The following is a 20,359-nucleotide window of genomic DNA, read 5'->3' as shown; positions in this document are numbered from 1 at the left end:
GGTCGTCTGCCGGTTGGCCGGCATCATCGCCCTTCGGCCCGGTACCGGCCGCACGACCAGTCGGACTCCGCGAAGGGCAGTGCGATGCCCTGCGCGGCCGACACGGCGTCGAGGACCTCGATGGCCGCCGCGATCACCTCCGCGCCGATCACGTCGCCCGGGACCCCCGCGACCCGGTGCGCCGGTCCGGGCATCAGGCGCCGATCCCCAGCAGCGCGACCATCGCGGGCACGCCGAGCAGGATCAGCACCGCGCCGATCACGTCGAAGGAGGCGCCGGACCTGATCATCTTCGTGATCGGCACCGCGCCGGAGCCGTAGACCACCGCGTTCTGCGGCGTCGACACCGGCAGCATGAACCCGAACGACGCGGCGAACGTCGCGGCCAGCGCGGGCACGAGCGGATCGGCGCCGGCGGCCACCGCGATCGGGATGACGATCGGCACCACGACGGCCGCCGACGCCGTGTTGCTGGTCGTCTCCGACACCACGATCGCCAGCACCACCGCGAAGATCGTGATGGGCACGACGCTGCTCAGGCCCAGCGCGGCGGAGGCGGAGTCGCCCAGGGTCTTGGCCAGGCCGGTGCTCGCCAGCAGCGAGCCGAAGATGATGCCCGTGCCGAACAGCAGGATGGTCCCCCAGTCGATTTCCGCGGCATCGCGCCAGCGGAGGGTGAACTCCCGCTTCCGCCAGTCCGTCGGCAACAAGTACAGCAGGGACGCGCCGAGCACCGCGACGATGCCCTCGTCCAGCCGGTCGCTGATCGCCCCGTAGACGTCCGAGTCGTTGCCCGCCACCAGGGCCACGACGCCGGGCACGATCCACAGCGTCACGGTGACGCCGAAGGCGATCAGCGTGTTCTTCTCCGCGCGGGACAACGGGCCCATGGCGGCGCGCTCACGCGCGACGTACTCGCCGACCTCTTCGATGCGCCGGATCTCCGGCCGGTTCAGCAGCAACAGGACGACCGCCAGCACCACGAACATGAGCGCGCAGATCGGCAGCGCCGCGGCCGTCCACTGGGCGAACGAGATGCGTTCGCCGGTGGCCTCCTCGATCAGCCCGCGGCCGATCAGGTTCGGCGGGCTGCCGACCGGGGTCAGCAGCCCGCCGACGCTCGCGCCGTAGGCCAGCATCAGCATGATCGCGGTGCCGACCCGCAGCCGCAGCGGGTCGAAGTCCGCCGCGACCATCCCCCTGTCCTGCAACAGCTTCGCGATGACGCCGAGGATGCCCAGCGCGGTCGGGAGCAGCATCGCCACCGTGGCGGTGTTCGACACGAACGCGGACAGCACGCACGTGATCCCGCCGAACGCGATGATCACGCCCGTGGTCGAGCCGCCGACCCGGGGCAGGGCGAGGATGCGGAACGCGAACCGGCGCGCCAGGCCGTGCTTGAGCATCGCCTGGGCCAGGATGAACGCACCGATGAACGTGAAGATCGTCGCCGAGCCGAACGGGCGCAGCGCGGCGTCGGGCGGCACGACGCCCAGGATGACGACGGCCGCGACGCCGAGCAGCCCGCCGATCGGGATCGGGACCGCCTCGGTGATCCACAGCACGATGACGCCGAGCAGGATGCCGCCGAGCGTCTGCTGGTTCCCCGGCATGTCCAGCGGCAGCGCCACGAAGGCGATCGTGACGAGCGGCGCGAGCCACAGCCCGACCGTGCGGCGGCCCCGCTCGAACTTCTCCTCGGCCGCGGACAGCCGCTGCTCCCCCAGGCCCCGGTAGGTCGCGTGGCCGAGCAGTGCCTTGTCGACGTCGGTCCGGTTCGCCGGCTTCTCGTCCGCCATCGTGGCCTCCCGTCGATCACCACCAGCGTGGCACCGGCGAGGCCCACCGGCCACCCTCCGTTGCGGTGACCGCTGATCCGAAGGGCGTGGGCGAGGCCCGGTCGACGGCCACGGCCTGTGCCGCTCGACGTCGCGCTGGGCGCGCACGTCGGGCCGAGCCCGGGAACACCCGTGACGCGGTGCGGCACCTGTCCGAGCCGCGCATCCCGATCGTGGGCTCGACGACCACCGCCGACGCCCTGGCCGGCATCCCCGGCCTTCTGCGGCCCGCGCCGACCAACGGCCGCCAGGCGCGTGCGGCTGCGGATCGCGGGCAGGGAAGCGGCGCGAAACGTGTGGCCGGCGCGGCTGGACGACGCCGGTGGGCCGACGTTCGTGGACTTGGTGTCGGACTGACAACGTCAGAGACCCCGGGCTGATGCCCGGGGCCTCTGCACTGCGTAGTAGCGGGGACAGGATTTGAACCTGCGACCTCTGGGTTATGAGCCCAGCGAGCTACCGAGCTGCTCCACCCCGCGTCGCTGAAACCAGTCTACGCCATCCGGGACGGAGGTTCACACCACCCCGGCCTACGCAGCACATTCGCAGGTCAAGGGCCGCGCCCGGCCTTCCTCGCGCAGTGCGCCGCACCGACCGGCAGGCCGTCCACCGCGGCCTGATCGGTCGTGGTCGCCGCGCCGGCGCACGGGGAACCCCTCCTGCCTGGATGATCTTCGTGTTGGAGCCCGGCGGCGAGTGCCGAGGTCGGTGACTGCGCTCCCGGTACGTAGGATTGCCCGGATCGACAATCCGGAAGGGTGAGGTGCCGGCGATGGACGTGGGCCGCTTGGTAGCCGGGCGATACCGGCTGCGCGGGCGCGTCGGTGCCGGTGCGATGGGCGTGGTCTGGCAGGCGGTGGACGAACGCCTGGGCCGCGTGGTGGCGCTCAAGCAACTGGTGGTGCCCGAGGGCGCGGATCCGGTCGAGGCGGCCGGCCGTGCCGCGCGGGAGGGGCGCATCGCCGCCCGGTTGCAGCACCCGAACGCGGTGACGGTGCACGACGTCGTCGAGGAGGACGGCAGGCCGGTCCTCGTCATGGAGTACCTGCCCGCCCGGACCCTGGCCGACGAGGTCGCCGAACGCGGCGCCCTGCCCGCCGAGCGGGTGATGCGCGTGGGCGCGCAGATCGCGGGCGCGCTGGCGGCTGCGCACGCGGCGGGCATCGTGCACCGGGACGTCAAGCCGGGCAACATCCTGCTGACCGACGACGGCACCGCGAAGATCACCGACTTCGGCATCTCCCGCGCCATCGGGGACGTCACCGTCACCAAGACCGGCCTGCTCGCCGGAACGCCCGCGTTCCTGGCGCCGGAGGTCGCGCGGGGCAGTGAGCCGGGCCCGGCGGCGGACGTGTTCTCGCTCGGCGCCACGCTGTACGCGGCGGTGGAGGGGCGTCCGCCGTTCGGCGACAGCGACAACGCCATCGCCCTGCTGCACACCGTCGCCTCGGGCCACTACGCCCCTCCGACGCAGGCGGGGCCGCTGACCGACGTGCTCGTGGAGCTGCTGCGCAACGACCCGTCCACCAGGCCGACGATGACGCAGGCCGCCGACCTGCTGCGGGCGGTGCGACCGGCGCCGACCCGGCTCGACCTGCACCCGGCCGGCACGCTGACCGTCCCGCCACCCGCTCCGCAGGCGGGACCGGCATCCGGCCCACCGTTCAGCGCGGCACCGTTCAGCCCGGGACCGTCCGGCCATGCACCGGCGTCCGGCGCGCCACTCGGCCCGCGACCGGGCCAGACGTCCGGGCGTCGAGGCGTCATCGCGCTGGTCGCCGTGGCCGTCGCCGCGCTGGTCGTGTTCGGTGTGGTGCTGGCCACCAGGGGCTCCGACACCGCCGGCGGCACCACACCCACGACGACGGTCACGCCCGCCGTACCGACGACCGTCGCCCCGGAACGGCTGGAACAGGTGGTCGCCGAGTACTACGGGCTGCTGCCGGAGAACCCGGCCGGCGCGTGGGAACTGCTCGGACCGCAGCTCCAGGCGCAGGGCGAGCAGCAGTACGAGAAGTCCTGGAGTGACGTCAAGGACCTCACCATCAGCTCGCCGCCCGCCGCCGCCGGCCCGGACGCCGTCACCGTCGGCATCGACTTCACCGGCGCGGAGGGCAAGAGGTTCCGCGAGTCGCACCGGTTGGTGCTCGTCGTCCGCGACGGCACGCCGCTGATCGACTCCGATGAAGTCGTGTCCTCGCAACGCATCGGCGACGACAAGGGCAAGGACGACGAGGACGAGGACGACGAGGACAAGAAGGACGACAAGAAGCGCGGTGGGGGCAACGGCAACGGCTGAGACCTCCGGCCGAACCGACCGGCCGCTGCGCGCGAACCCGCGTCGGACGAACCCGCGTTGGCCGGACCTTCGTTGCACACAGCCGCGTTCCGGCAGGTGGCGATAGGTACCGGCGCACGCCACCGGCCGTTCACCTCGGCGACGTCTCGACGGGTTACAAAGCCCGCGCCGTCATCGAGGTAGGAGGCCCCATGGCCCGTCCGGTCCGTCTTCTCGCAGGCCTGCTGGTCTGCGGGGTGACCACGTCGCTGCTGCCGTCGTCCGCGGCGGCGGCCGCGCCCGGCCGATTCCAGCGCGTCGACACGTTGTCCGTGTTCCACAACAGCTCCGCCGCCGAGCACACCGCCGCCGAGATCGCGGCGGCGACGCAGGACGGGCGGACCGTGGTCTACACCGACTCGCCGGCCGGGCGGATCGGGTTCGCCTCGGTCGGCCGGAAGGGCGACTTGGCGCCCGCCGGTGTGCTCGACGTGCCGGGCGAACCGACCTCAGTGGACGTCGTGGGCCGCCTGGCCCTGGTCGCGGTCGACACCTCCGAGTCGTTCACGTCGCCCTCCGGCGTGCTGGTCGTGGTCGACCTCGACACCCGGACCGTCGTGGCGACGCACGACCTGGGCGGGCAGCCGGACTCGATCGACATCTCCCCCGACGGCCGGCACGCCGCCGTGGCGATCGAGAACCAGCGTGACGAGGACGTGGACGACGGCGCGATGCCACAGGCGCCGGCGGGCTTCCTCGCGATCGTGGACCTCGACGGCGGACCGGGGTCGTGGGCGCTGCGCCGGGTCGACCTCACCGGGATCGCCGAAATCGCCCCCGGCGACCCCGAGCCCGAGTACGTCAGCGTCAACGGCCGCGGCCAGGCGGCCGTGACGTTGCAGGAGAACAACCACATCGCGATCGTGGACCTGCGCTCCGGCACGGTGGTGAACCACTTCTCCGCGGGCTCGGCCACGGTCGTCGGCGTGGACGTCGCGGACGACGGTCGGATCGACCCGACCGCGACGATCACCGCGGCCCGGGAGCCCGACGCGGTGGCCTGGTTGGACGACCGCACGCTCGGCACCGCCGACGAGGGCGACTACGGGGGCGGCTCTCGCACGTGGACGGTGTTCGACGCGGCGTCCGGCCAGGTCGTGCACTCGTCCGGCAACGAACTGCAGCAGGCCGCGATCCGCCAGGGCCAGTACCCCGACGGCCGCTCGGACAACAAGGGCGTCGAGCCGGAAGGCATCGCCGTGGCGTCGTTCGGGCGCGACAGGTACGCGTTCGTCGGCATGGAACGCGCCAACCTGGTCGCGGTGTACGACGTGAACGACCCGCGCCGGCCGCGGTTCCTCCAGGCGCTGCCGACCGGTGTCGGCCCGGAGGGCCTGCTACCGATCCCGGCGACCGGCACGCTGGTCGTGTCGGCCGAGGAGGACTCCGCCGAGGACGGTGTGCGGTCCTCGCTCACGTCCTACCGCATCACCCGGACGCCGCCGGCGGTGTCCGCCGCACGCAACGAGGGCACGCCGTCGATCGTGTCCGACGGCATCGGTTTCGGTGCGCTGTCGGGGCTTTCCGCCGTCCCGGGCAACGCCCGCGACGTCGTGGCGATCACCGACTCGGCGTACAGCCCCACCCGGGTGCTGACCGTCGACACCGGGTCCACGCCCGCCCGCGTGCACGCGGAACTGGTCGTGACCAAGGACGGGCAGCCGGTGGACTACGACGGCGAGGGCATCGCCGCACGGCCGGACGGCGGCTACTGGGTGGCCGCCGAGGGCAACGGCAAGGCGCGGCCCGACCTGCTGGTCGAGGTGACGGCGAGGGGCGAGGTCGTCCGCGAGGTCCCGCTGCCCGACTCTGTGGCGGCGACCGCCACGAGCAACGGTTTCGAGGGCGTGACCACCACAGGTCGCGGCGACGGCGAGCAGGTCTGGGTGGCCGTGCAGCGGGAGTGGAAGGGTGACCGGCCCGGACAGGCGACGCTGGCCCGCTTCACGCCGGTCACGGGCGAATGGGCGTTCGTGGCCTACCCGCTCGACGCCGCGCCCGCCGGCGCCTGGGTCGGCCTGTCCGAGGTGACCGCCCTCGATGACCGCACGCTGCTCGTGCTGGAGCGCGACAACCGGCGCGGTGACGCGGCGGTCCTCAAGAAGGTCTACCGCGTGGACGTCTCGCGGGTCGCGCCGGTCGCCGCCGGCCAGGCCAAGCCGGTGGTGCCCAAGACCGAGGCGCGCGACCTGCTGCCCGCCCTGACCGCCGGCGGCGCGGCGACGCACGACAAGCCCGAAGGTCTGGCCGTCCTCGGCGACGGACCGCAGCGGCGACTGGTCGGCGTGGTGGACAACGACGGCGTGGACGACGCGCCGGGCGAATCGGTGTTCCTGCGCCTCGGCTCGATCCGCTAGTCGCGACCCTTGTCGGGGTGCCCGGACCCGGTGGTCCGGGCACCCCGCCGCGTGTTTTCGCAACCATGCCGAAGTCCGCAGTCGTGATGCGGGTTCGCCCTTGACGAGCGCCGGCCGACGACCGTACCGTCGTCGTGATCGTTCAAGTTGCGCAAGAGTTCGAGGTGTCCCGACTCCGATCGCCCTCGGGTGGCCCCCACCGGCCCCGAGCGAACGGTTCGGCGTGCACCACACCCGGAGCAGGACCGATGAGCAGCCAGTTCTCGACACCACGTCTGGGAGCGCTCCCAGGCAGCGAGGGCTGAGTGCTCACGTGCTTCGAGAACCGTCGGTTCCGGCCGCCCCCGGAACCCGCGGAAGTCCATGTCGTCGATCAATGAAGATTTGGCGGTTCACATGCTTCGCTTCTCTGAAAGCGCTCCCACCGGACCTCGCCGTCCTGGCGGCGGTTCGACCAAGGCCGTCGTGTGGCGGGCGTCGGCGATCTTCGGCACCTGCCTGACGCTGCTGACGACCCTGCTGGTGGTGACCTTCGGCGCGGGCAACGCCTCGGCCCACGGCGCGGTGAGCGACCCGCCGTCGCGCCACTACGGCTGCCACAACCGCTGGCCCAACGGCCCGACGCAGCAGATGGCCACCGAAGACCCCATGTGCTACCAGGCGTGGCAGGCCGAGCCGGCCGCGATGTACAACTGGAACGGCCTGTTCCGCGAAGGCGTCGCCGGCAACCACCAGGGGGCCATCCCCGACGGGCAGCTGTGCAGCGGTGGACTGACCTTCAACGGCCGCTACGCCGCCATGGACAAGGTCGGCGCGTGGACCGCCCCGAACAAGCCCAACCAGTTCACCCTCAACCTGAACGACACGTCCTCGCACGGCGCCGACTACATCCGCGTCTACTCCACCAAGCAGGGCTTCGACCCGAAGACGCAGGCCCTGAAGTGGAGCGACCTGGAACTCGTCGGCCAGACCGGCAGGATCCCCACGGGCAACCGGACGCCCGTCCAGGTCAACGCGCCCGGCCGCAGCGGCCACCACATCCTGTTCACGGTGTGGCAGGCCAGCCACCTCGACCAGAGCTACTACGCCTGCAGCGACGTGAACTTCACCGGTGGGACGACCACGACGACGACGCCGACCAGCACCACCACCTCCACCAGCACGACCACGACCACGACCACCACGACCAGCACCACGACGACCACCAACCCGCCGGCGGGCTGCTCGGCCACCTACCGGGTCACCTCGCAGTGGTCCGGCGGCTTCCAGGGCGAGGTGCGCGTGGCGGCCGGCTCCACGCCGATCAACGGCTGGACGGTGAGCTGGACCTTCGCCAACGGCGAGCGGATCAACTCCTCCTGGAGCTCGACCCTGACCACGAGCGGGTCCTCGGTCACCGCGCGGAACGCCGCCTACAACGGCTCGGTCGGCGTCGGTTCCAGCGCGAGCTTCGGCTTCGTCGCGTCCGGGACCTCCGGCACCGCCTACACCCTCACCTGCACCGCATCCTGATCCGGTCCTGATCGCACGCACGTCCGCCCGCCGCTCTCACAGCGGCGGGCGGATCGCGCGTCCCAGGGCGTCGTCGAGCCGCGTCAGTGGTGGTGGCCGTTCCGGCCGAGGGTCTCCACCGGGGTCGCGTCGGGCCGGGTCCACTGCGGCACCGGTCGACTGGTCGGGCCCCAGTCCGCGTTCCCGTCCGCGTCCGCGCGCCAGGACCAGCACGGCCGGTCGCCCTCGGGCCACCCCTCGGGCTTGTCCTCCCAGGCCTCGCCGCGACCGTGGGGCGTCATGTCGAGCAGGCTCATGGACCCGTTGACCGGCTCGTTGCCGCGGCCCGTCGTGGAGTAGGTGAGGAACACGCGGTCGCCGTCGCGGAGGAAGCAGGCGAGGTAGCCCATGTCCCCGCCGACCGGCCCGTCCAGACCGCGCACCGAGTACCAGGGCTGGGTGTAGCCCATGAACTCGACGAAGGCGGCCACCTCGTCCCGGCGGCCCGTGGTCAGGATGGCGAACGAGACGCCGCGGGCGTTGAGGTAGACGGCGTCCTTCAGGTGCCACGCCGTGGTGGTGCAGCCCTCGCACTGCCCCTGGTGCGGCGCGCCGTCGTACCACATGTGCTTGTAGACCACGAGCTCGTCGCGGCCCTGGAACAGGTCGAGGAACGGGACCGGGCCGTCCGGTCCCACGACCTCGACCGTCCCGTCGAACTCCACCATCGGCAGCCGGCGGCGGGCCGCGGCGATGGCGTCGCCCTCGCGGGTGTGGGCCTTCTCGCGGAGCAGCAGCTCGTCACGGGCGGCCTGCCAGGTGGCCAGGTCGACCACGGCCGGGCGACCGGGCGGCGCGGTGGTCGGGTCGTCCGAAGTGGTCGACATCGTGTTCCTCCAGGAGGTTCCGCGCCGGGCAGCGCCGTAGAGCCGTCCTACCACAACGGTTCAGGCGCGGCACGTGGCTACGTCACGACGAGCGGGGTGTCGGTTTCGTCCTCGAACTCGCCGATCAGCTCTTCGAGCAGGTCCTCCAAAGCGGCGATGCCCACGACCCGGTCCTCGTCCGCCACCAGGGCGAGTTGCGCGCGGTCCGCGCGCATCGCGGTGACGGCTTGGGCCACGGGCATGGCGGCGGGCAGGGTCAGGGCCGTCCCCATCAGGTCGCCGGCGGTGGTGTCGGCGCCCGCGGCGGTGGCCCGGACGGCGTCGCGGATGTGGACCAGGCCGACGAACCGGCCCTCCGGATCGGTCACCGGGAAGCGGGAACGGCCGCACTCACGGCTGCGCAGCTCGATGGTCCGCGCGCTGGTCCGCTCGGACACGGTCACCGTCTGCTCGACGGGGACCATCACCTGCGCCACCGTGGTGTTCTGGAGTTGCAGCATCCGGGTCAGCAGGCGCTGCTGCCCCTCCGGGATCAGGCCGTGCTCGGCGGACTGGCGGACCAGCATCCGCAGGTCGTCCGGCCGGTGCGCCTGCGCCAACTCGTTCTGCGGCTGCACCTTCATCGCCCGCAGCAACGCGTTGCTCACCCCGTTGAGTCCACTGAGGACCCAGCGGACGGAGTGGGCGAACGCGCGGAAGGGCAGGGCCAGCAACGTGGCGGAGCGCTCCGGGTGCGAGATCGCCCACGACTTCGGCGCCATCTCGCCCACCACCATGTGCAGGAACACCACCAGTACCAGGCTGATCGCGAACGCGATGCCGTACGACACCCCGGCGGGCAGCCCCGTAGCGGCCAGCAGCGGGTCGAGCAGGTCGGCGACGGCGGGCTTGGCCAACGCGCCGAGCCCCAGCGTGCACAGCGTGATGCCGAGCTGCGCGCCGGCGAGCATCAACGACAGCTCGCGCACCCCGGCCACGGCCGCACGGGCCGCGCGGCTCGTCTCGGCGGCCTGCTCCAACCGGTGCCGCTTGGCGGAGATGAGGGCGAACTCGGCGGCGACGAAGAACGCGTTGGCGATCAACAACCCCAACGACAGCGCCAAAGACCAGCCGGTGCTCATCGGGCACCCGCCAAGGTGGCGATGACGACGGTGGCCGGCACGTTCCGCGCCACCGCCGTCACCCGCACCGACACCCCGTCGAACTCGACCTCGTCGTCCACCCGCGCGGTACGCCCCAGTCGGCGCAGCACCAGGCCGGACACGGTGTCGTAGCTGTCGTGGGCGGGCAGTTCGACGCCGGTGGTGTCGGCGATCTCGTCCACCCGCATCCGGCCGGGCACCCGCCACGAGCCCGCGCCCAGCGGTTCGATGACGGCCTCCTCCAGGTCGTCCTCGTCGCGGATCGCCCCGACCAGCTCCTCGGCCAGATCCTCCAGCGACACGACACCCGAGAAGCCGCCGAACTCGTCCACCACGCACGCCAGCTGGCGGCGTTCGGAGCGCAGGCGTTCCAGCACGGCGGGCAGCGGGAGCGTCGCGGGCACCACCAGCGCCGGCGACGCGATGTCACCGATCGGGGTGCTCGCCCGCCGCTCGGGCGCCACGGTCAGCACCTCGGCCAGGCCGACCACACCGCGCAGGTCGTCCAGGTCGTCGCCGAACACCGGGAACCGCGAGTGGCCCGTGTCCAGCAGCCGCACGACGCGGGCGGCGGGTTCGTCGGCACGCACGCTGTGCACCGCCACGCGCGGTGTCATGGCCTGCTCCGCGACCAGTTCCCGGAATCCGAGACCGCGTTCCAGCAGGTGCGACAGCTCCGGGTCGAGGTGGCCCTGGCTGCTCGCGTCGCCGATGATCCGCTTCAGGTCCTCCGAGGTGGCGCCCTGCGGCAGCTCCTCGACCGGCTCGATCCCCAACGCGCGCAGCAGCCGGGTGGCCGCCGCGTCGAACAGGCGGATCACCGGGCCGGCGACCTTGAGGTAGGCGAGGGTGGACCCGCTCAGCGCCTTGGCCAGCGCCTCCGGCCGGGCGATGGCGAAGTTCTTGGGCAGCAGCTCGCCGAGCACCATCTGGACCACCGTGGCGAACACCAGCGCCACGGCCATCGAGAGGGAGAGCGCCAGCGCCGGGGACAGGCCCGTCAGCCCGAGCAGGTCGGCCAGTCCGGTGCCGAGCAGCGGTTCGGCCGCGTAGCCCGCGAGCAGTGCGGTGACCGTGATCCCGAACTGGGCGCCGGAGAGCATGAAGGACAACTTCCGGGTGACGCGGTAAGCGCGCTCGGCGGCCTTGTCGCCGCTCTCCGCCTGCTGCCGCAACCGGCCCCGGTCCACCGCCATGTAGGCGAACTCCTGGGCCACGAAGTACCCCGTGGCCACTGTGAGGGCCACGATCGCCGCCACACCGGCGAGGATCAACATGATGCGTCCGCCGCGAACGGCGAATCCTCGATCAGCCGGGTCTGGCCCGGCCTACTACTACAACCGTCTGTATCGGCACTATCAGGCATGGGCTCATACTAGCAAGTTCCATGGTCCGACCAGGGGTTCAGGGCTTGCGCCCGACCGCGGCGAGGCCGGTGAACCGCTCGGGGTGCTCGTCCACGTCGTCCGGCGATTCGGGCCGCCACAGCGGCAGGTACACCACGCCCGGGTCGATCAGGTCGAACCCCTCGAACAGGGCGGAGACCTGCTTCCGGGTGCGCATCGTCATCGGCGTCGACGTGTTCCGGTACAGCTGCCGGTGCTCCTCCACCTTCTCCGGCTGCCCCTCGTCCGAGGCGTGCGAGACGACGAGGAAGCTCCCCGGCGGGAGCGCGTCGCGGTAGCCGGCGATGGTCCGAGCCGGGTCGTCCGAGTCCGGCACGAAGTGCAGCACCGCGACCATCATGACGGCGATCGGCTGGTCGAAGTCCAGCAGCGACGTGACCTCCGGCCGGGACAGGAGCGCGTCCGGCGCGCGCAGGTCGGCCTTGACCACGGTGGTCAGCGGGTCGTCGCCCAGGATGGACCTGCTGTAGGTCACCGCGACGGGGTCCCGGTCCACGTACACGACCCGCGTGTCCGGTGCGGCGGCCCTGGCCACTTCGTGCACGTTGCCCGCCGTCGGGATGCCGGAGCCGAGGTCCAGGAACTGCCGGATGCCGGCGGCCACGCAGTAGCGGACGGCGCGGCGCAGGAACGCCCGGTTCGCCTGCATGATCACCGGGAGTTCGGGCCACATCCGGATGGCCTGCTGGGCCATCTCCCGGTCGACCGCGAAGTTGTGCGCCCCACCGAGGTAGTAGTCGTACACGCGGGCGGCGCTCGGTCGACTCAGGTCGATCTCGTCCGGCCCCCCGCTCTCCCCACCCTGCATCTCGCCCTCGTTCCCCCGCAGTCTTCACGCTCCGCACCGTCAAGTTACTCCGCCCCTCCGCGCACGGTCGGTCACCGTGCGGTAGGTCCGACGCCCTTCCGCTCAGTGGAAACGCGAGGGAACCCGACCGGTCGCGGCCGTTACGTCGCCGTGGTGAGAACCGCCATACCTGGTGCTGCCGAACGGGGTGGTCCGCCAGCACTCGCTGTGCGGGGACCGGTGGGACGCGCAGCTACCGGATCGGGGTGCTGCGCGAGCCCGCCGAGCGCGGTGGTTCGGCGTTCGTCCACTACGTCGTGCGCCTGGGTGACCGGGTCGCCGTCGGCGGTCCGCGCACCAACTCCCGCCTGGTCCCGTCGCCGCGCTACCTGTTCATCGCGGGCGGCATCGGGATCACGCCGCTGCTGCCGATGGTGCGCCAGGCCGAGCTGGTCGGCGCCGACTGGCGCCTGCTCTACGGCGGCCGGAGCAGGTGCACCATGGCGTTTTCTCCCGAGCTGGCGGCGTACGGCGACAAGGTCATCGTCGTCCCGCAGGACGACCAAGGGCTGTGTTGGCTCGCTGCTCTCGGCCGGTGTCGACACGACCGTGCACGGCTTGGCCGCCGTGCTGTACGCCTTCGCCACCCACCCGGACCAGTGGCAGCGGTTGCGGGCGGAGCCGCACCTTGCCAGGGTGGCTTCCGACGAGGCCGTGCGCTGGGAGTCGCCCGTGCAGACGTTCATCCGCACCGCTACCCGCGACGTCCGGATCGGCGGGTCGAGCAGCACGTCGCCCGCCTGGAGGCCGCGGCCCTGCTGACCGCGCCGGCGAAGCGGGTGGCCCGGATCGAACTCGCCGGGCCGCCGGAGCGGCACCACGACAACACCCTGCGCGCGTGGGAGTCGCTTACCGTGCGGGTTGATCGGGTATGAACGCTGAGGACAGCAGCACCGAGAAAGGGAATTCGTGACACAGACGGTTCGTGGCGTGGTGGCCCGGGGCAAGGGCGCCCCGGTCGAGGTGACCGACATCGTGGTGCCCGACCCGGGGCCGGGTGAGGCCGTGGTGCGGGTGCAGGCGTGCGGCGTGTGCCACACCGACCTGCACTACCGGGAAGGCGGGATCAACGACGAGTTCCCGTTCCTGCTCGGCCACGAGGCCGCCGGGATCGTGGAGCAGGTCGGCGACGGCGTCACCGACGTCGCGCCGGGCGATTTCGTGGTGCTGAACTGGCGCGCGGTGTGCGGCACGTGCCGGGCGTGCCTCAAGGGCAAGCCCTGGTACTGCTTCAACACCCACAACGCCGCCCAGCCCATGACCCTGGCCGACGGGACGCCGCTGTCCCCGGCGCTGGGCATCGGCGCGTTCGCCGAGAAGACGCTCGTGCACGCCGGGCAGTGCACCAAAGTGGACCCGCAGGCGTCACCGGCCGTGGCCGGGCTGCTGGGCTGCGGGGTGATGGCCGGGTTCGGCGCGGCCGTCAACACCGGCAACGTCGGGCGGGGTGACAGCGTCGCCGTCATCGGCTGCGGCGGGGTCGGTTCGGCGGCGGTGGCGGGCGCCCGGATCGCCGGGGCGACCACGATCATCGCGGTCGACCTCGACCCGCGGAAGCTGGAGTGGGCGCGCGGCCTCGGGGCGACGCACACCGTGGACGCGGCGTCGGAGGACGCGGTGGCGCGGGTGCGGGAGCTGACCGGCGGGTTCGGCGCGGACGTGGTGATCGACGCGGTGGGGCGGCCGGAGACCTGGAAGCAGGCGTTCTACGCCCGTGACCTGGCCGGCACCGTCGTGCTGGTCGGCGTGCCGACGCCGGACATGCGGATCGACATGCCGCTGATCGACTTCTTCTCGCGCGGCGGGGCGCTGAAGTCGTCCTGGTACGGCGACTGCCTGCCGTCCCGCGACTTCCCGTACATGATCGACCTCTACCGGCAGGGGCGGCTCGACCTCGACGCGTTCGTCACCGAGACCATCGCGGTCGACCAGGTCGAGGACGCGTTCGCCAAGATGCACCACGGTGACGTGCTGCGCTCGGTGGTGGTCTTCTGATGGCCCGGGTGGACCACGCCGTCACGCGGGGCACCTTCAGCCTCGACGGGCAGACGTTCGACGTGGACAACAACGTCTGGGTCGTGGGTGACGACACCGAGTGCGTCGTGATCGACGCGCCGCACGACGTGGACGCGATCCTGCGGGTCGTCGACGGGCGCGAGGTGAAGGCCGTCCTCGCCACGCACGCCCACGACGACCACGTCCGCGTCGCCCCGGACCTGGCCCGCGCGACCGGTGCGCCGGTGCTCCTGCACCCCGCCGACCGCGTGCTCTGGGACCTGACCCACCCGGACGTCGCGCCGGACGGCGACCTCGCCGACGGACAGGTCGTGGAGATCGCGGGCATCTCGCTGCACGTGCTGCACACCCCGGGTCACGCACCCGGCGCGTGCTGCTTCTACTCCCCCGACCTGGGCGCCGTGTTCACCGGGGACACCCTGTTCCACGGCGGACCGGGCGCCACCGGCCGGTCGTACTCGGACTTCGACACGATCGTCCGGTCCATCGCGGCGAGGTTGTTCACCCTGCCGGAGGACACCGTCGTCCACACCGGCCACGGTGAGGACACCACGATCGGCACAGAGGCGTCGCACTTGACCGACTGGCACAGCCAAGGCCACTGACGCGGGTGGGGCCTGCGTTCCGGAGGGGACGCAGGCCCCTTCTGCGTGCGTCTGCAGAACCCCGAGGTGGGTGACGAGCTGACGCTCGAAGACCTGGGCCGTCTGCCGTGGGCGGTGTACCAGCGGGCCTGCGACGCCCCGGTCACCCGGCAGCTGAGCATGCTGGGCATCAGCCCGACGTGTCCGTGCCGCTGTCCCAACTGCTGCCGCCGGGACGCGGCGGGTGGCGATGATCCAGCGGCGGCTGGCGGAGCGGTCGACCACGGCGGGCGGGCGGGTGCTGCCGTGCCCGTTCCCCGCCGTGCCGCTGCAGGAGGCGATGCGGTGGCACCCGGTGCACACCCAGGACGCCGGGCACACCTGGCTGCGGGAGGTGGTCGCGCACGTCGGCGGCGCCATCGCCTGACTCTGCGGCCGGCGGATCAGGCCGGTCCGGTGGAGTGGCGGACGACGAGCGTGGTGGCCAGTTCGATGTGCAGGGCTTCGGGCTGGTGGCCGTCGAGCATCCGCATGAGCTGGGTGACGGCGATGCGCCCCATCTCCTGCAACGGCTGGCGCACGGTCGTCAGCGGCGGGTCGGTCGCCCGGCTGATGTCTATGTCGTCGAACCCGGCGATCGAGAGGTCGTCGGGGATGCGCAGCCCTCGTTCACGGGCGGCCTGCAACGTGCCGACGGCCAGCTTGTCGTTGAAGCAGACGATCGCCGTGGGCCGTTCCGGGTGGTCGAGGAGTTCCGCGGCGGTGCGGTGACCGGCCTCCGTGGTCGGCTCGACGTGCCAGAGGTGGTGCGCCATCGGCAGGACGCCCGCCTGGGAGAGCGCGGCGCGGTGACCGGCCAGCCGGGCGTCGCTGGCCAGCCAGTCCTCAGGCCCGGCGATGACGCCGATGTCGCGGTGGCCGAGGCCGACCAGGTGGCCGGTCAACGCGCGGGCACCGGCGAAGTGCGCGGCCGAGACGGCGGCGATGTCCGGTGGCGGCGGGGTGCGCGGGTCGACCACGACGAACGGCAGGTCGGTGCGGGACAGGGCGACGAGCTGGTCGCCCGTCTCCGGCGGGAGGATGAGGATCGCCGCGTTGATGCCGGGCTCGTCGGGCAGGCCGGCGAGCGTGTCGGCGTGCTGGGAGGACTCCCCCGCGTCGAGCACCAGGCGCAGGCCGTGGCGCTTCAGCGTCTCCGCGATCGAGGACACGATCAGGCCGAAGTAGTCGGTGAGCACGTAGGGGCAGCGCACGTAGACGGTGCGCGGCCGGCCCGGCTCGCTGACGCGCATCTTGCTTCGCTCGACCGCCTGGAGTACCAGATCGCGGGTCCGCGGGGCCACGTTGGCGTGGTCGTTGAGCACCCGCGAGACGGTGGCGATCGAGACACCGGTCTCCGCGGCGATGTCGCGGACGGTGACGCGCCGGTTATCGGGCATGACGTTGCCGCAGGTCACCGGCTTCTGTTTGCACGTGCTCACTATAGCGACCGGTGTCCGGCGCGGGGTTGACGACAGCCGGAAGCAAGTGTTTCATGCTGCGAGCAGCCGTTACACAGTGATTGACCTCGTGTTACATCCGGACCTCCTCAGCTTAAGGACGACGATGAGAACGACTGTTCGCCGCGCCTCGGCCGCGGCCCTGATCCTCGGTCTCGCCGCCGTGCCGGCAGGGCAGGCCGCCGGTGGTCACGAGACCGGCCCGCGGGCGCGGGTGTGGGTGACGACCGTCGACCGCGCGGAACTGCTGGCGGAGCGCGCGCCCGTCACGTTCGGCGCCGGTTCCTCCCCGCACCCGACGATCGTCGTGGACCCGGACCGCACCGAGCAGACCGTGGACGGCTTCGGCGCGTCGATCACCGACTCGTCGGCGACCGTGCTGCACGCGCTGGCCCCGGAGGTGCGCGCCGAGACCATGCGCAAGCTGTTCGACCCGGTGCACGGCATCGGCGTGAGCTTCCTGCGCCAGCCGGTGGGCTCGTCGGACTTCACCGCCGCCGCCGAGCACTACACCTACGACGACGTCCCCGCCGGTCAGACGGACTTCCCGCTGGAGCACTTCAGCATCGCCCCCGACGAGGCGCAGGTGCTGCCGCTGCTGCGCGAGGCGAAGCGGCTCAACCCGGCGCTGAAGGTCATGGGCACGCCGTGGAGCCCGCCCGCGTGGATGAAGACGACCGACTCGCTGGTCGGCGGCCGGCTGGAGGACGACCCGGCGGTCTACGACGCCTACGCCCGCTACCTGGTGAAGTTCGTCGAGGCCTACACCGCCGCCGGCGTGCCGGTGGACTTCCTGTCCGTGCAGAACGAACCCCAGAACCGCACGCCGGACGCCTACCCCGGCACGGACATGCCGGTGGCGCAGCAGCTCGCGGTGATCGAGGCGCTGGGCCCGAAGCTGCGGACCGCCAGCCCTCGCACGAAGATCCTGGCCTACGACCACAACTGGGCCACGCACCCCAACGACATCGCGGCCACCCCGCCCGGGACGAGCCCGGAGACCGACTACCCGTTCCAGATCCTCGGCAGCCCGGCCGCGCGCTGGGTGGCCGGCACCGCGTTCCACTGCTACTACGGCGACCCGAGCGCGCAGACCGCACTGCACGACGCGTTCCCGGACAAGGGCATCTGGTTCACCGAGTGCTCCGGCTCGCGCGGCGCGACCGACCCGCCGGCGAAGGTCTTCCGCGACACGCTCACCTGGCACGCCCGCAACGTCGTCGTGGGCACGACCCGCAACCACGCCAAGTCGGTGGTGAACTGGAACATCGCGCTGGACAGCACCGGCGGCCCGCACAACGGCGGCTGCGGCACGTGCACCGGCCTGGTCACCGTCCACCCGGACGGCAGCGTGACCACCGACGCCGAGTACTACACCATCGGCCACCTGTCGAAGTTCGTGAAGCCGGGCGCGAAGCGGGTCGCGAGCACGTCGTTCGGCACCACCGGCTGGAACGGCCAGGTCATGGACGTGGCGTTCCGCAACCGCGACGGCTCCACCGCACTGGTGGTGCACAACGAGAACGACGACCCGCGCACGTTCGCGGTGAAGGTCGGCGAACGGCTCTTCGAGTACACCCTGCCCGGCGGCGCGCTGGCCACGTTCACCTGGCCGCGCGACCACGCGCTCCGCACCAAGCTCGACCAGGTGTCGCTGGACCGCGCCACCGCCACCGCGTCACCGGCAGGTGAAGGCGTCGGGAACCTCGTGGACGACGACGCCTCCACGCGCTGGAGCAGCGGCCAGGCCCAGGCGTCGGGTCAGTACGTGCAACTGGACCTCGGCTCCCGCGAGCACTTCCGCCGGGTGGCCGTGGACAGCGGCGGCGACCTCGGCGACTACGCCCGCAACTGGGAAGTCTTGATCAGCGACGACGGCACGACGTGGCGGCCCCTGGCCACCGGCACGGGCGCCGGCCAGCTGACCGAAATCGACGTGCGCCGCACCAGTGCGAGGCACCTGCGGGTCACGTCGACCGGCGCGGCGGGCAACTGGTGGAGCATCGCGGACATCCGCCTGTACGACTGACCAATACCACCGCGGAGTTCATGATGGTGAACGATTCCCATTCGGCGTGATTGTTCACCATCATGAACTCCGTGCGGTCAGCCATTCGGACATTGTGTGTCGAGAACAGCTGAGTTAACGTGCCTGAGACCGCTCGTCACAATGTTTGCGCAGTTCAGAGACGTGAACGAGGGAACAGGTCACGTTCCGGCCGATTGCCCGCAAGGAGGCGTGCATGAGCGCTCGCGCAGCGGTGTCCGTTCTCGTGGAATCGCGGGAATTGGCGGCTTCCACGACACAGGAGATCCCACGATGAGATTCACACCGCTTGCCGCGGGCGTCGCCCTGGCCGCGAGCGCCGTCCTGGCGTTATCGCTGGGGACGGCGAACGCCGCGACGACCCACCACGAGGCGGAGACGTCGCCCTCCGTCTGCACGGGCTCCATCGACAGCGACTGGTCGGGCTTCTCCGGCACCGGGTTCTGCAACGGCACCAACGCGACCGGCGCCTACGCCCAGTTCACCGTGAACGCCGCGGCGGCGGGCACGGCGACGCTGGCGGTGCGGTTCGCCAACGGCACCACCAGCGCCCGGTCCGCGAACCTGATCGTCAACGGCACGACCGCGCAGTCGGTGCCGTTCGAGGGCACGGGCGCGTGGAGCACCTGGGTCACCAAGACCCTGACCGCCACCGTGAACGCGGGCAGCAACACGATCCGGCTCAACCCGACCGGCTCGGCGGGCCTGCCGAACCTCGACTACCTGGACTTCACGTCCGAAGGCACCCCGCCGCCGGTCGGCGACACGCTGTACGTGGCCCCGAACGGCCGCGACGGCGCGGCGGGCACGGTGGCGGACCCGACGACGCTCACCTCGGCGATCACCCGCATCGCCCCGGGCGGGACGATCTACCTGCGCGGCGGGACGTACGCGCACTCCCGGACCGTCACCATCCCGCAGGGCAACAACGGCACGGCGACCGCCCGCAAGAAGCTGGCCGCCCACCCCGGCGAGACGCCGGTGCTGAACTTCTCGGCCCAGTCCGAGGACCCGGCCAACCGCGGGCTCGCCGTGAACGGGTCGTACTGGCACGTCCACGGCATCATCGTCGAGCACGCCGGTGACAACGGGATCTTCGTCGGCGGCAGCAACAACATCTTCGAGCGCACCATCACGCGCTTCAACCGCGACACCGGGTTGCAGCTCTCGCGGATGCTCTCCACCACGCCCAAGGACCAGTGGCCGGCCAACAACCTCATCCTGAGCGCGGAGTCGCACGACAACGCCGACTCCGACGGCGAGGACGCCGACGGTTTCGCCGCGAAGCTCACCTCCGGACCCGGCAACGTCTTCCGCTACGCCGTGGCGCACAACAACATCGACGACGGCTGGGACCTCTACACCAAGACGGACACGGGTCCCATCGGCGCGGTGACCATCGAGGACTCGCTGGCGTACGAGAACGGCACGCTCAGCAACGGCGGCCAGGCCGGCAACGGCGACCGCAACGGGTACAAGCTCGGCGGCGAGGACATCGGCGTCAACCACGTCATCCGCCGCAACATCGCCTACGACAACGGCAAGCACGGTTTCACCTACAACCGCAACCTCGGCTCGATGACGGTGTCGGACAACATCAGCATCGACAACACCGAGCGCAACTTCAACTTCGACGGCGGCAGCTCGGTGTTCCGGAACAACACCTCGTGCCGCACCGGCAGCGGGACGAACGACCGGACCCTCGGCAACGTCGACGGCTCGAACCAGTTCTGGTCCGGCACGAACGGTTCGCGGTGCTCCTCCTACACCGGCGCCCTGCGCTGGTCGTACGCCGCGGACGGCCGCCTCGTCGTGACCTTCGGCTAGCGGCGTCGCCCACGCGGGTCGGGTCGGGTGCGTGCTCCGCCCGGCCCGCGTGGTGCGCCCGTTCGGCCGGGTAAGGTTCGT

Annotated in this window: 16 protein-coding genes and 1 tRNA gene; 9 read left to right on the top strand and 8 right to left on the bottom strand. The window is 71.7% G+C overall.

Annotated features, from left to right (window positions below):
* Nucleotides 1-23: 23 nt before the first annotated feature.
* From ACRAKI_RS15045 to ACRAKI_RS15035, 3 genes are all read right to left on the bottom strand, one after another.
* Nucleotides 24-194 (bottom strand): hypothetical protein, encoded by a 171-nt coding sequence (locus tag ACRAKI_RS15045; RefSeq protein WP_447007701.1) that lies wholly within the window; start codon nucleotides 192-194, stop codon nucleotides 24-26.
* On the bottom strand, nucleotides 194-1,798 hold the full coding sequence (locus ACRAKI_RS15040) for an SLC13 family permease (RefSeq protein ID WP_447007700.1): 1,605 nt from the start codon (nucleotides 1,796-1,798) through the stop codon (nucleotides 194-196). The genes ACRAKI_RS15045 and ACRAKI_RS15040 overlap by 1 nt, the downstream gene beginning before the upstream one ends.
* Before the next feature lie 444 nt (nucleotides 1,799-2,242).
* A tRNA-Met gene (locus ACRAKI_RS15035) sits at nucleotides 2,243-2,316 on the bottom strand.
* A gap of 293 nt (nucleotides 2,317-2,609) precedes the next feature.
* Between ACRAKI_RS15035 and ACRAKI_RS15030 the strand changes: the two genes are divergently transcribed.
* The 3 genes from ACRAKI_RS15030 (at nucleotide 2,610) to ACRAKI_RS15020 (ending at nucleotide 8,044) form a co-directional block, all read left to right on the top strand.
* Nucleotides 2,610-4,136: a serine/threonine-protein kinase gene (locus tag ACRAKI_RS15030; protein ID WP_447007699.1), complete on the top strand. Its 1,527-nt coding sequence runs from the start codon at nucleotides 2,610-2,612 to the stop codon at nucleotides 4,134-4,136.
* Between the two features lie 191 nt (nucleotides 4,137-4,327).
* Nucleotides 4,328-6,532 (top strand): esterase-like activity of phytase family protein, encoded by a 2,205-nt coding sequence (locus ACRAKI_RS15025; RefSeq protein ID WP_447007698.1) that lies wholly within the window; start codon nucleotides 4,328-4,330, stop codon nucleotides 6,530-6,532.
* A gap of 396 nt (nucleotides 6,533-6,928) precedes the next feature.
* Entirely contained in the window at nucleotides 6,929-8,044 is a 1,116-nt protein-coding gene (locus tag ACRAKI_RS15020) for a lytic polysaccharide monooxygenase (RefSeq protein ID WP_447007697.1), read from the top strand.
* An 83-nt stretch (nucleotides 8,045-8,127) separates the two neighbouring features.
* On the opposite strand, the gene ACRAKI_RS15015 is transcribed toward ACRAKI_RS15020, so the two are convergent.
* The 4 genes from ACRAKI_RS15015 to ACRAKI_RS15000 all read right to left on the bottom strand — a co-directional run bounded on the left by ACRAKI_RS15015 (nucleotide 8,128) and on the right by ACRAKI_RS15000 (nucleotide 12,266).
* Entirely contained in the window at nucleotides 8,128-8,910 is a 783-nt protein-coding gene (locus ACRAKI_RS15015; protein ID WP_447007696.1) for a DUF899 domain-containing protein, read from the bottom strand.
* A 77-nt stretch (nucleotides 8,911-8,987) separates the two neighbouring features.
* Nucleotides 8,988-10,031, bottom strand: coding sequence for a hemolysin family protein (locus ACRAKI_RS15010; protein ID WP_447007695.1), 1,044 nt, complete (start codon nucleotides 10,029-10,031; stop codon nucleotides 8,988-8,990).
* Nucleotides 10,028-11,329, bottom strand: a complete 1,302-nt coding sequence (locus ACRAKI_RS15005; RefSeq protein ID WP_447007694.1) for a hemolysin family protein — start codon at nucleotides 11,327-11,329, stop codon at nucleotides 10,028-10,030. The genes ACRAKI_RS15010 and ACRAKI_RS15005 overlap by 4 nt, the downstream gene beginning before the upstream one ends.
* Before the next feature lie 127 nt (nucleotides 11,330-11,456).
* Nucleotides 11,457-12,266, bottom strand: coding sequence for an SAM-dependent methyltransferase (locus ACRAKI_RS15000; protein WP_447007693.1), 810 nt, complete (start codon nucleotides 12,264-12,266; stop codon nucleotides 11,457-11,459).
* Here ACRAKI_RS15000 and ACRAKI_RS14995 point away from each other — a divergent pair.
* The 4 genes from ACRAKI_RS14995 (at nucleotide 12,174) to ACRAKI_RS14980 (ending at nucleotide 15,332) form a co-directional block, all read left to right on the top strand.
* Nucleotides 12,174-13,067: a cytochrome P450 gene (locus tag ACRAKI_RS14995; RefSeq protein ID WP_447007692.1), complete on the top strand. Its 894-nt coding sequence runs from the start codon at nucleotides 12,174-12,176 to the stop codon at nucleotides 13,065-13,067. The genes ACRAKI_RS15000 and ACRAKI_RS14995 overlap by 93 nt on opposite strands.
* A 147-nt stretch (nucleotides 13,068-13,214) precedes the next feature.
* Nucleotides 13,215-14,300 carry an S-(hydroxymethyl)mycothiol dehydrogenase gene (locus ACRAKI_RS14990; protein WP_447007691.1) on the top strand — a complete coding sequence of 362 codons (1,086 nt, stop codon included), beginning with the start codon at nucleotides 13,215-13,217 and terminating at the stop codon, nucleotides 14,298-14,300.
* Nucleotides 14,300-14,926: an MBL fold metallo-hydrolase gene (locus ACRAKI_RS14985; RefSeq protein WP_447007690.1), complete on the top strand. Its 627-nt coding sequence runs from the start codon at nucleotides 14,300-14,302 to the stop codon at nucleotides 14,924-14,926. The genes ACRAKI_RS14990 and ACRAKI_RS14985 overlap by 1 nt, the downstream gene beginning before the upstream one ends.
* A 223-nt stretch (nucleotides 14,927-15,149) precedes the next feature.
* The gene (locus ACRAKI_RS14980; protein ID WP_447007689.1) at nucleotides 15,150-15,332 is read left to right on the top strand and encodes a hypothetical protein; all 183 of its coding nucleotides are present in this window, start codon (nucleotides 15,150-15,152) and stop codon (nucleotides 15,330-15,332) included.
* 16 nt (nucleotides 15,333-15,348) lie between these two features.
* Here the strand turns inward: ACRAKI_RS14980 and ACRAKI_RS14975 are convergent, their stop codons facing one another.
* On the bottom strand, nucleotides 15,349-16,386 hold the full coding sequence (locus tag ACRAKI_RS14975; RefSeq protein ID WP_447007688.1) for a LacI family DNA-binding transcriptional regulator: 1,038 nt from the start codon (nucleotides 16,384-16,386) through the stop codon (nucleotides 15,349-15,351).
* A gap of 124 nt (nucleotides 16,387-16,510) precedes the next feature.
* Between ACRAKI_RS14975 and ACRAKI_RS14970 the strand changes: the two genes are divergently transcribed.
* A complete protein-coding gene (locus ACRAKI_RS14970) occupies nucleotides 16,511-18,433 on the top strand; it encodes a discoidin domain-containing protein (protein WP_447007687.1) in 1,923 nt (640 codons plus the stop codon).
* 291 nt (nucleotides 18,434-18,724) lie between these two features.
* Nucleotides 18,725-20,278 (top strand): carbohydrate-binding protein, encoded by a 1,554-nt coding sequence (locus ACRAKI_RS14965; RefSeq protein ID WP_447007686.1) that lies wholly within the window; start codon nucleotides 18,725-18,727, stop codon nucleotides 20,276-20,278.
* Nucleotides 20,279-20,359: the final 81 nt, after the last annotated feature.

The sequence above is a fragment of the Saccharothrix isguenensis genome (genome assembly GCF_052936305.1).
This window is presented reverse-complemented; position numbering and strand designations above follow the sequence as displayed.

Excerpts from the sequence above, each read along its gene's own strand:
- ACRAKI_RS15020 (WP_447007697.1), top strand. The coding sequence starts at position 6,929 with ATGCTTCGCTTCTCTGAAAGCGCTCCCACCGGACCTCGCCGTCCTGGC.
- ACRAKI_RS15015 (WP_447007696.1), bottom strand. The coding sequence starts at position 8,910 with ATGTCGACCACTTCGGACGACCCGACCACCGCGCCGCCCGGTCGCCCG.
- ACRAKI_RS15045 (WP_447007701.1), bottom strand. The coding sequence starts at position 194 with ATGCCCGGACCGGCGCACCGGGTCGCGGGGGTCCCGGGCGACGTGATC.
- ACRAKI_RS15030 (WP_447007699.1), top strand. The coding sequence starts at position 2,610 with ATGGACGTGGGCCGCTTGGTAGCCGGGCGATACCGGCTGCGCGGGCGC.
- ACRAKI_RS15040 (WP_447007700.1), bottom strand. The coding sequence starts at position 1,798 with ATGGCGGACGAGAAGCCGGCGAACCGGACCGACGTCGACAAGGCACTG.
- ACRAKI_RS15005 (WP_447007694.1), bottom strand. The coding sequence starts at position 11,329 with ATGTTGATCCTCGCCGGTGTGGCGGCGATCGTGGCCCTCACAGTGGCC.
- ACRAKI_RS14970 (WP_447007687.1), top strand. The coding sequence starts at position 16,511 with ATGAGAACGACTGTTCGCCGCGCCTCGGCCGCGGCCCTGATCCTCGGT.
- ACRAKI_RS14985 (WP_447007690.1), top strand. The coding sequence starts at position 14,300 with ATGGCCCGGGTGGACCACGCCGTCACGCGGGGCACCTTCAGCCTCGAC.
- ACRAKI_RS15010 (WP_447007695.1), bottom strand. The coding sequence starts at position 10,031 with ATGAGCACCGGCTGGTCTTTGGCGCTGTCGTTGGGGTTGTTGATCGCC.
- ACRAKI_RS15025 (WP_447007698.1), top strand. The coding sequence starts at position 4,328 with ATGGCCCGTCCGGTCCGTCTTCTCGCAGGCCTGCTGGTCTGCGGGGTG.
- ACRAKI_RS14965 (WP_447007686.1), top strand. The coding sequence starts at position 18,725 with ATGAGATTCACACCGCTTGCCGCGGGCGTCGCCCTGGCCGCGAGCGCC.
- ACRAKI_RS15000 (WP_447007693.1), bottom strand. The coding sequence starts at position 12,266 with ATGCAGGGTGGGGAGAGCGGGGGGCCGGACGAGATCGACCTGAGTCGA.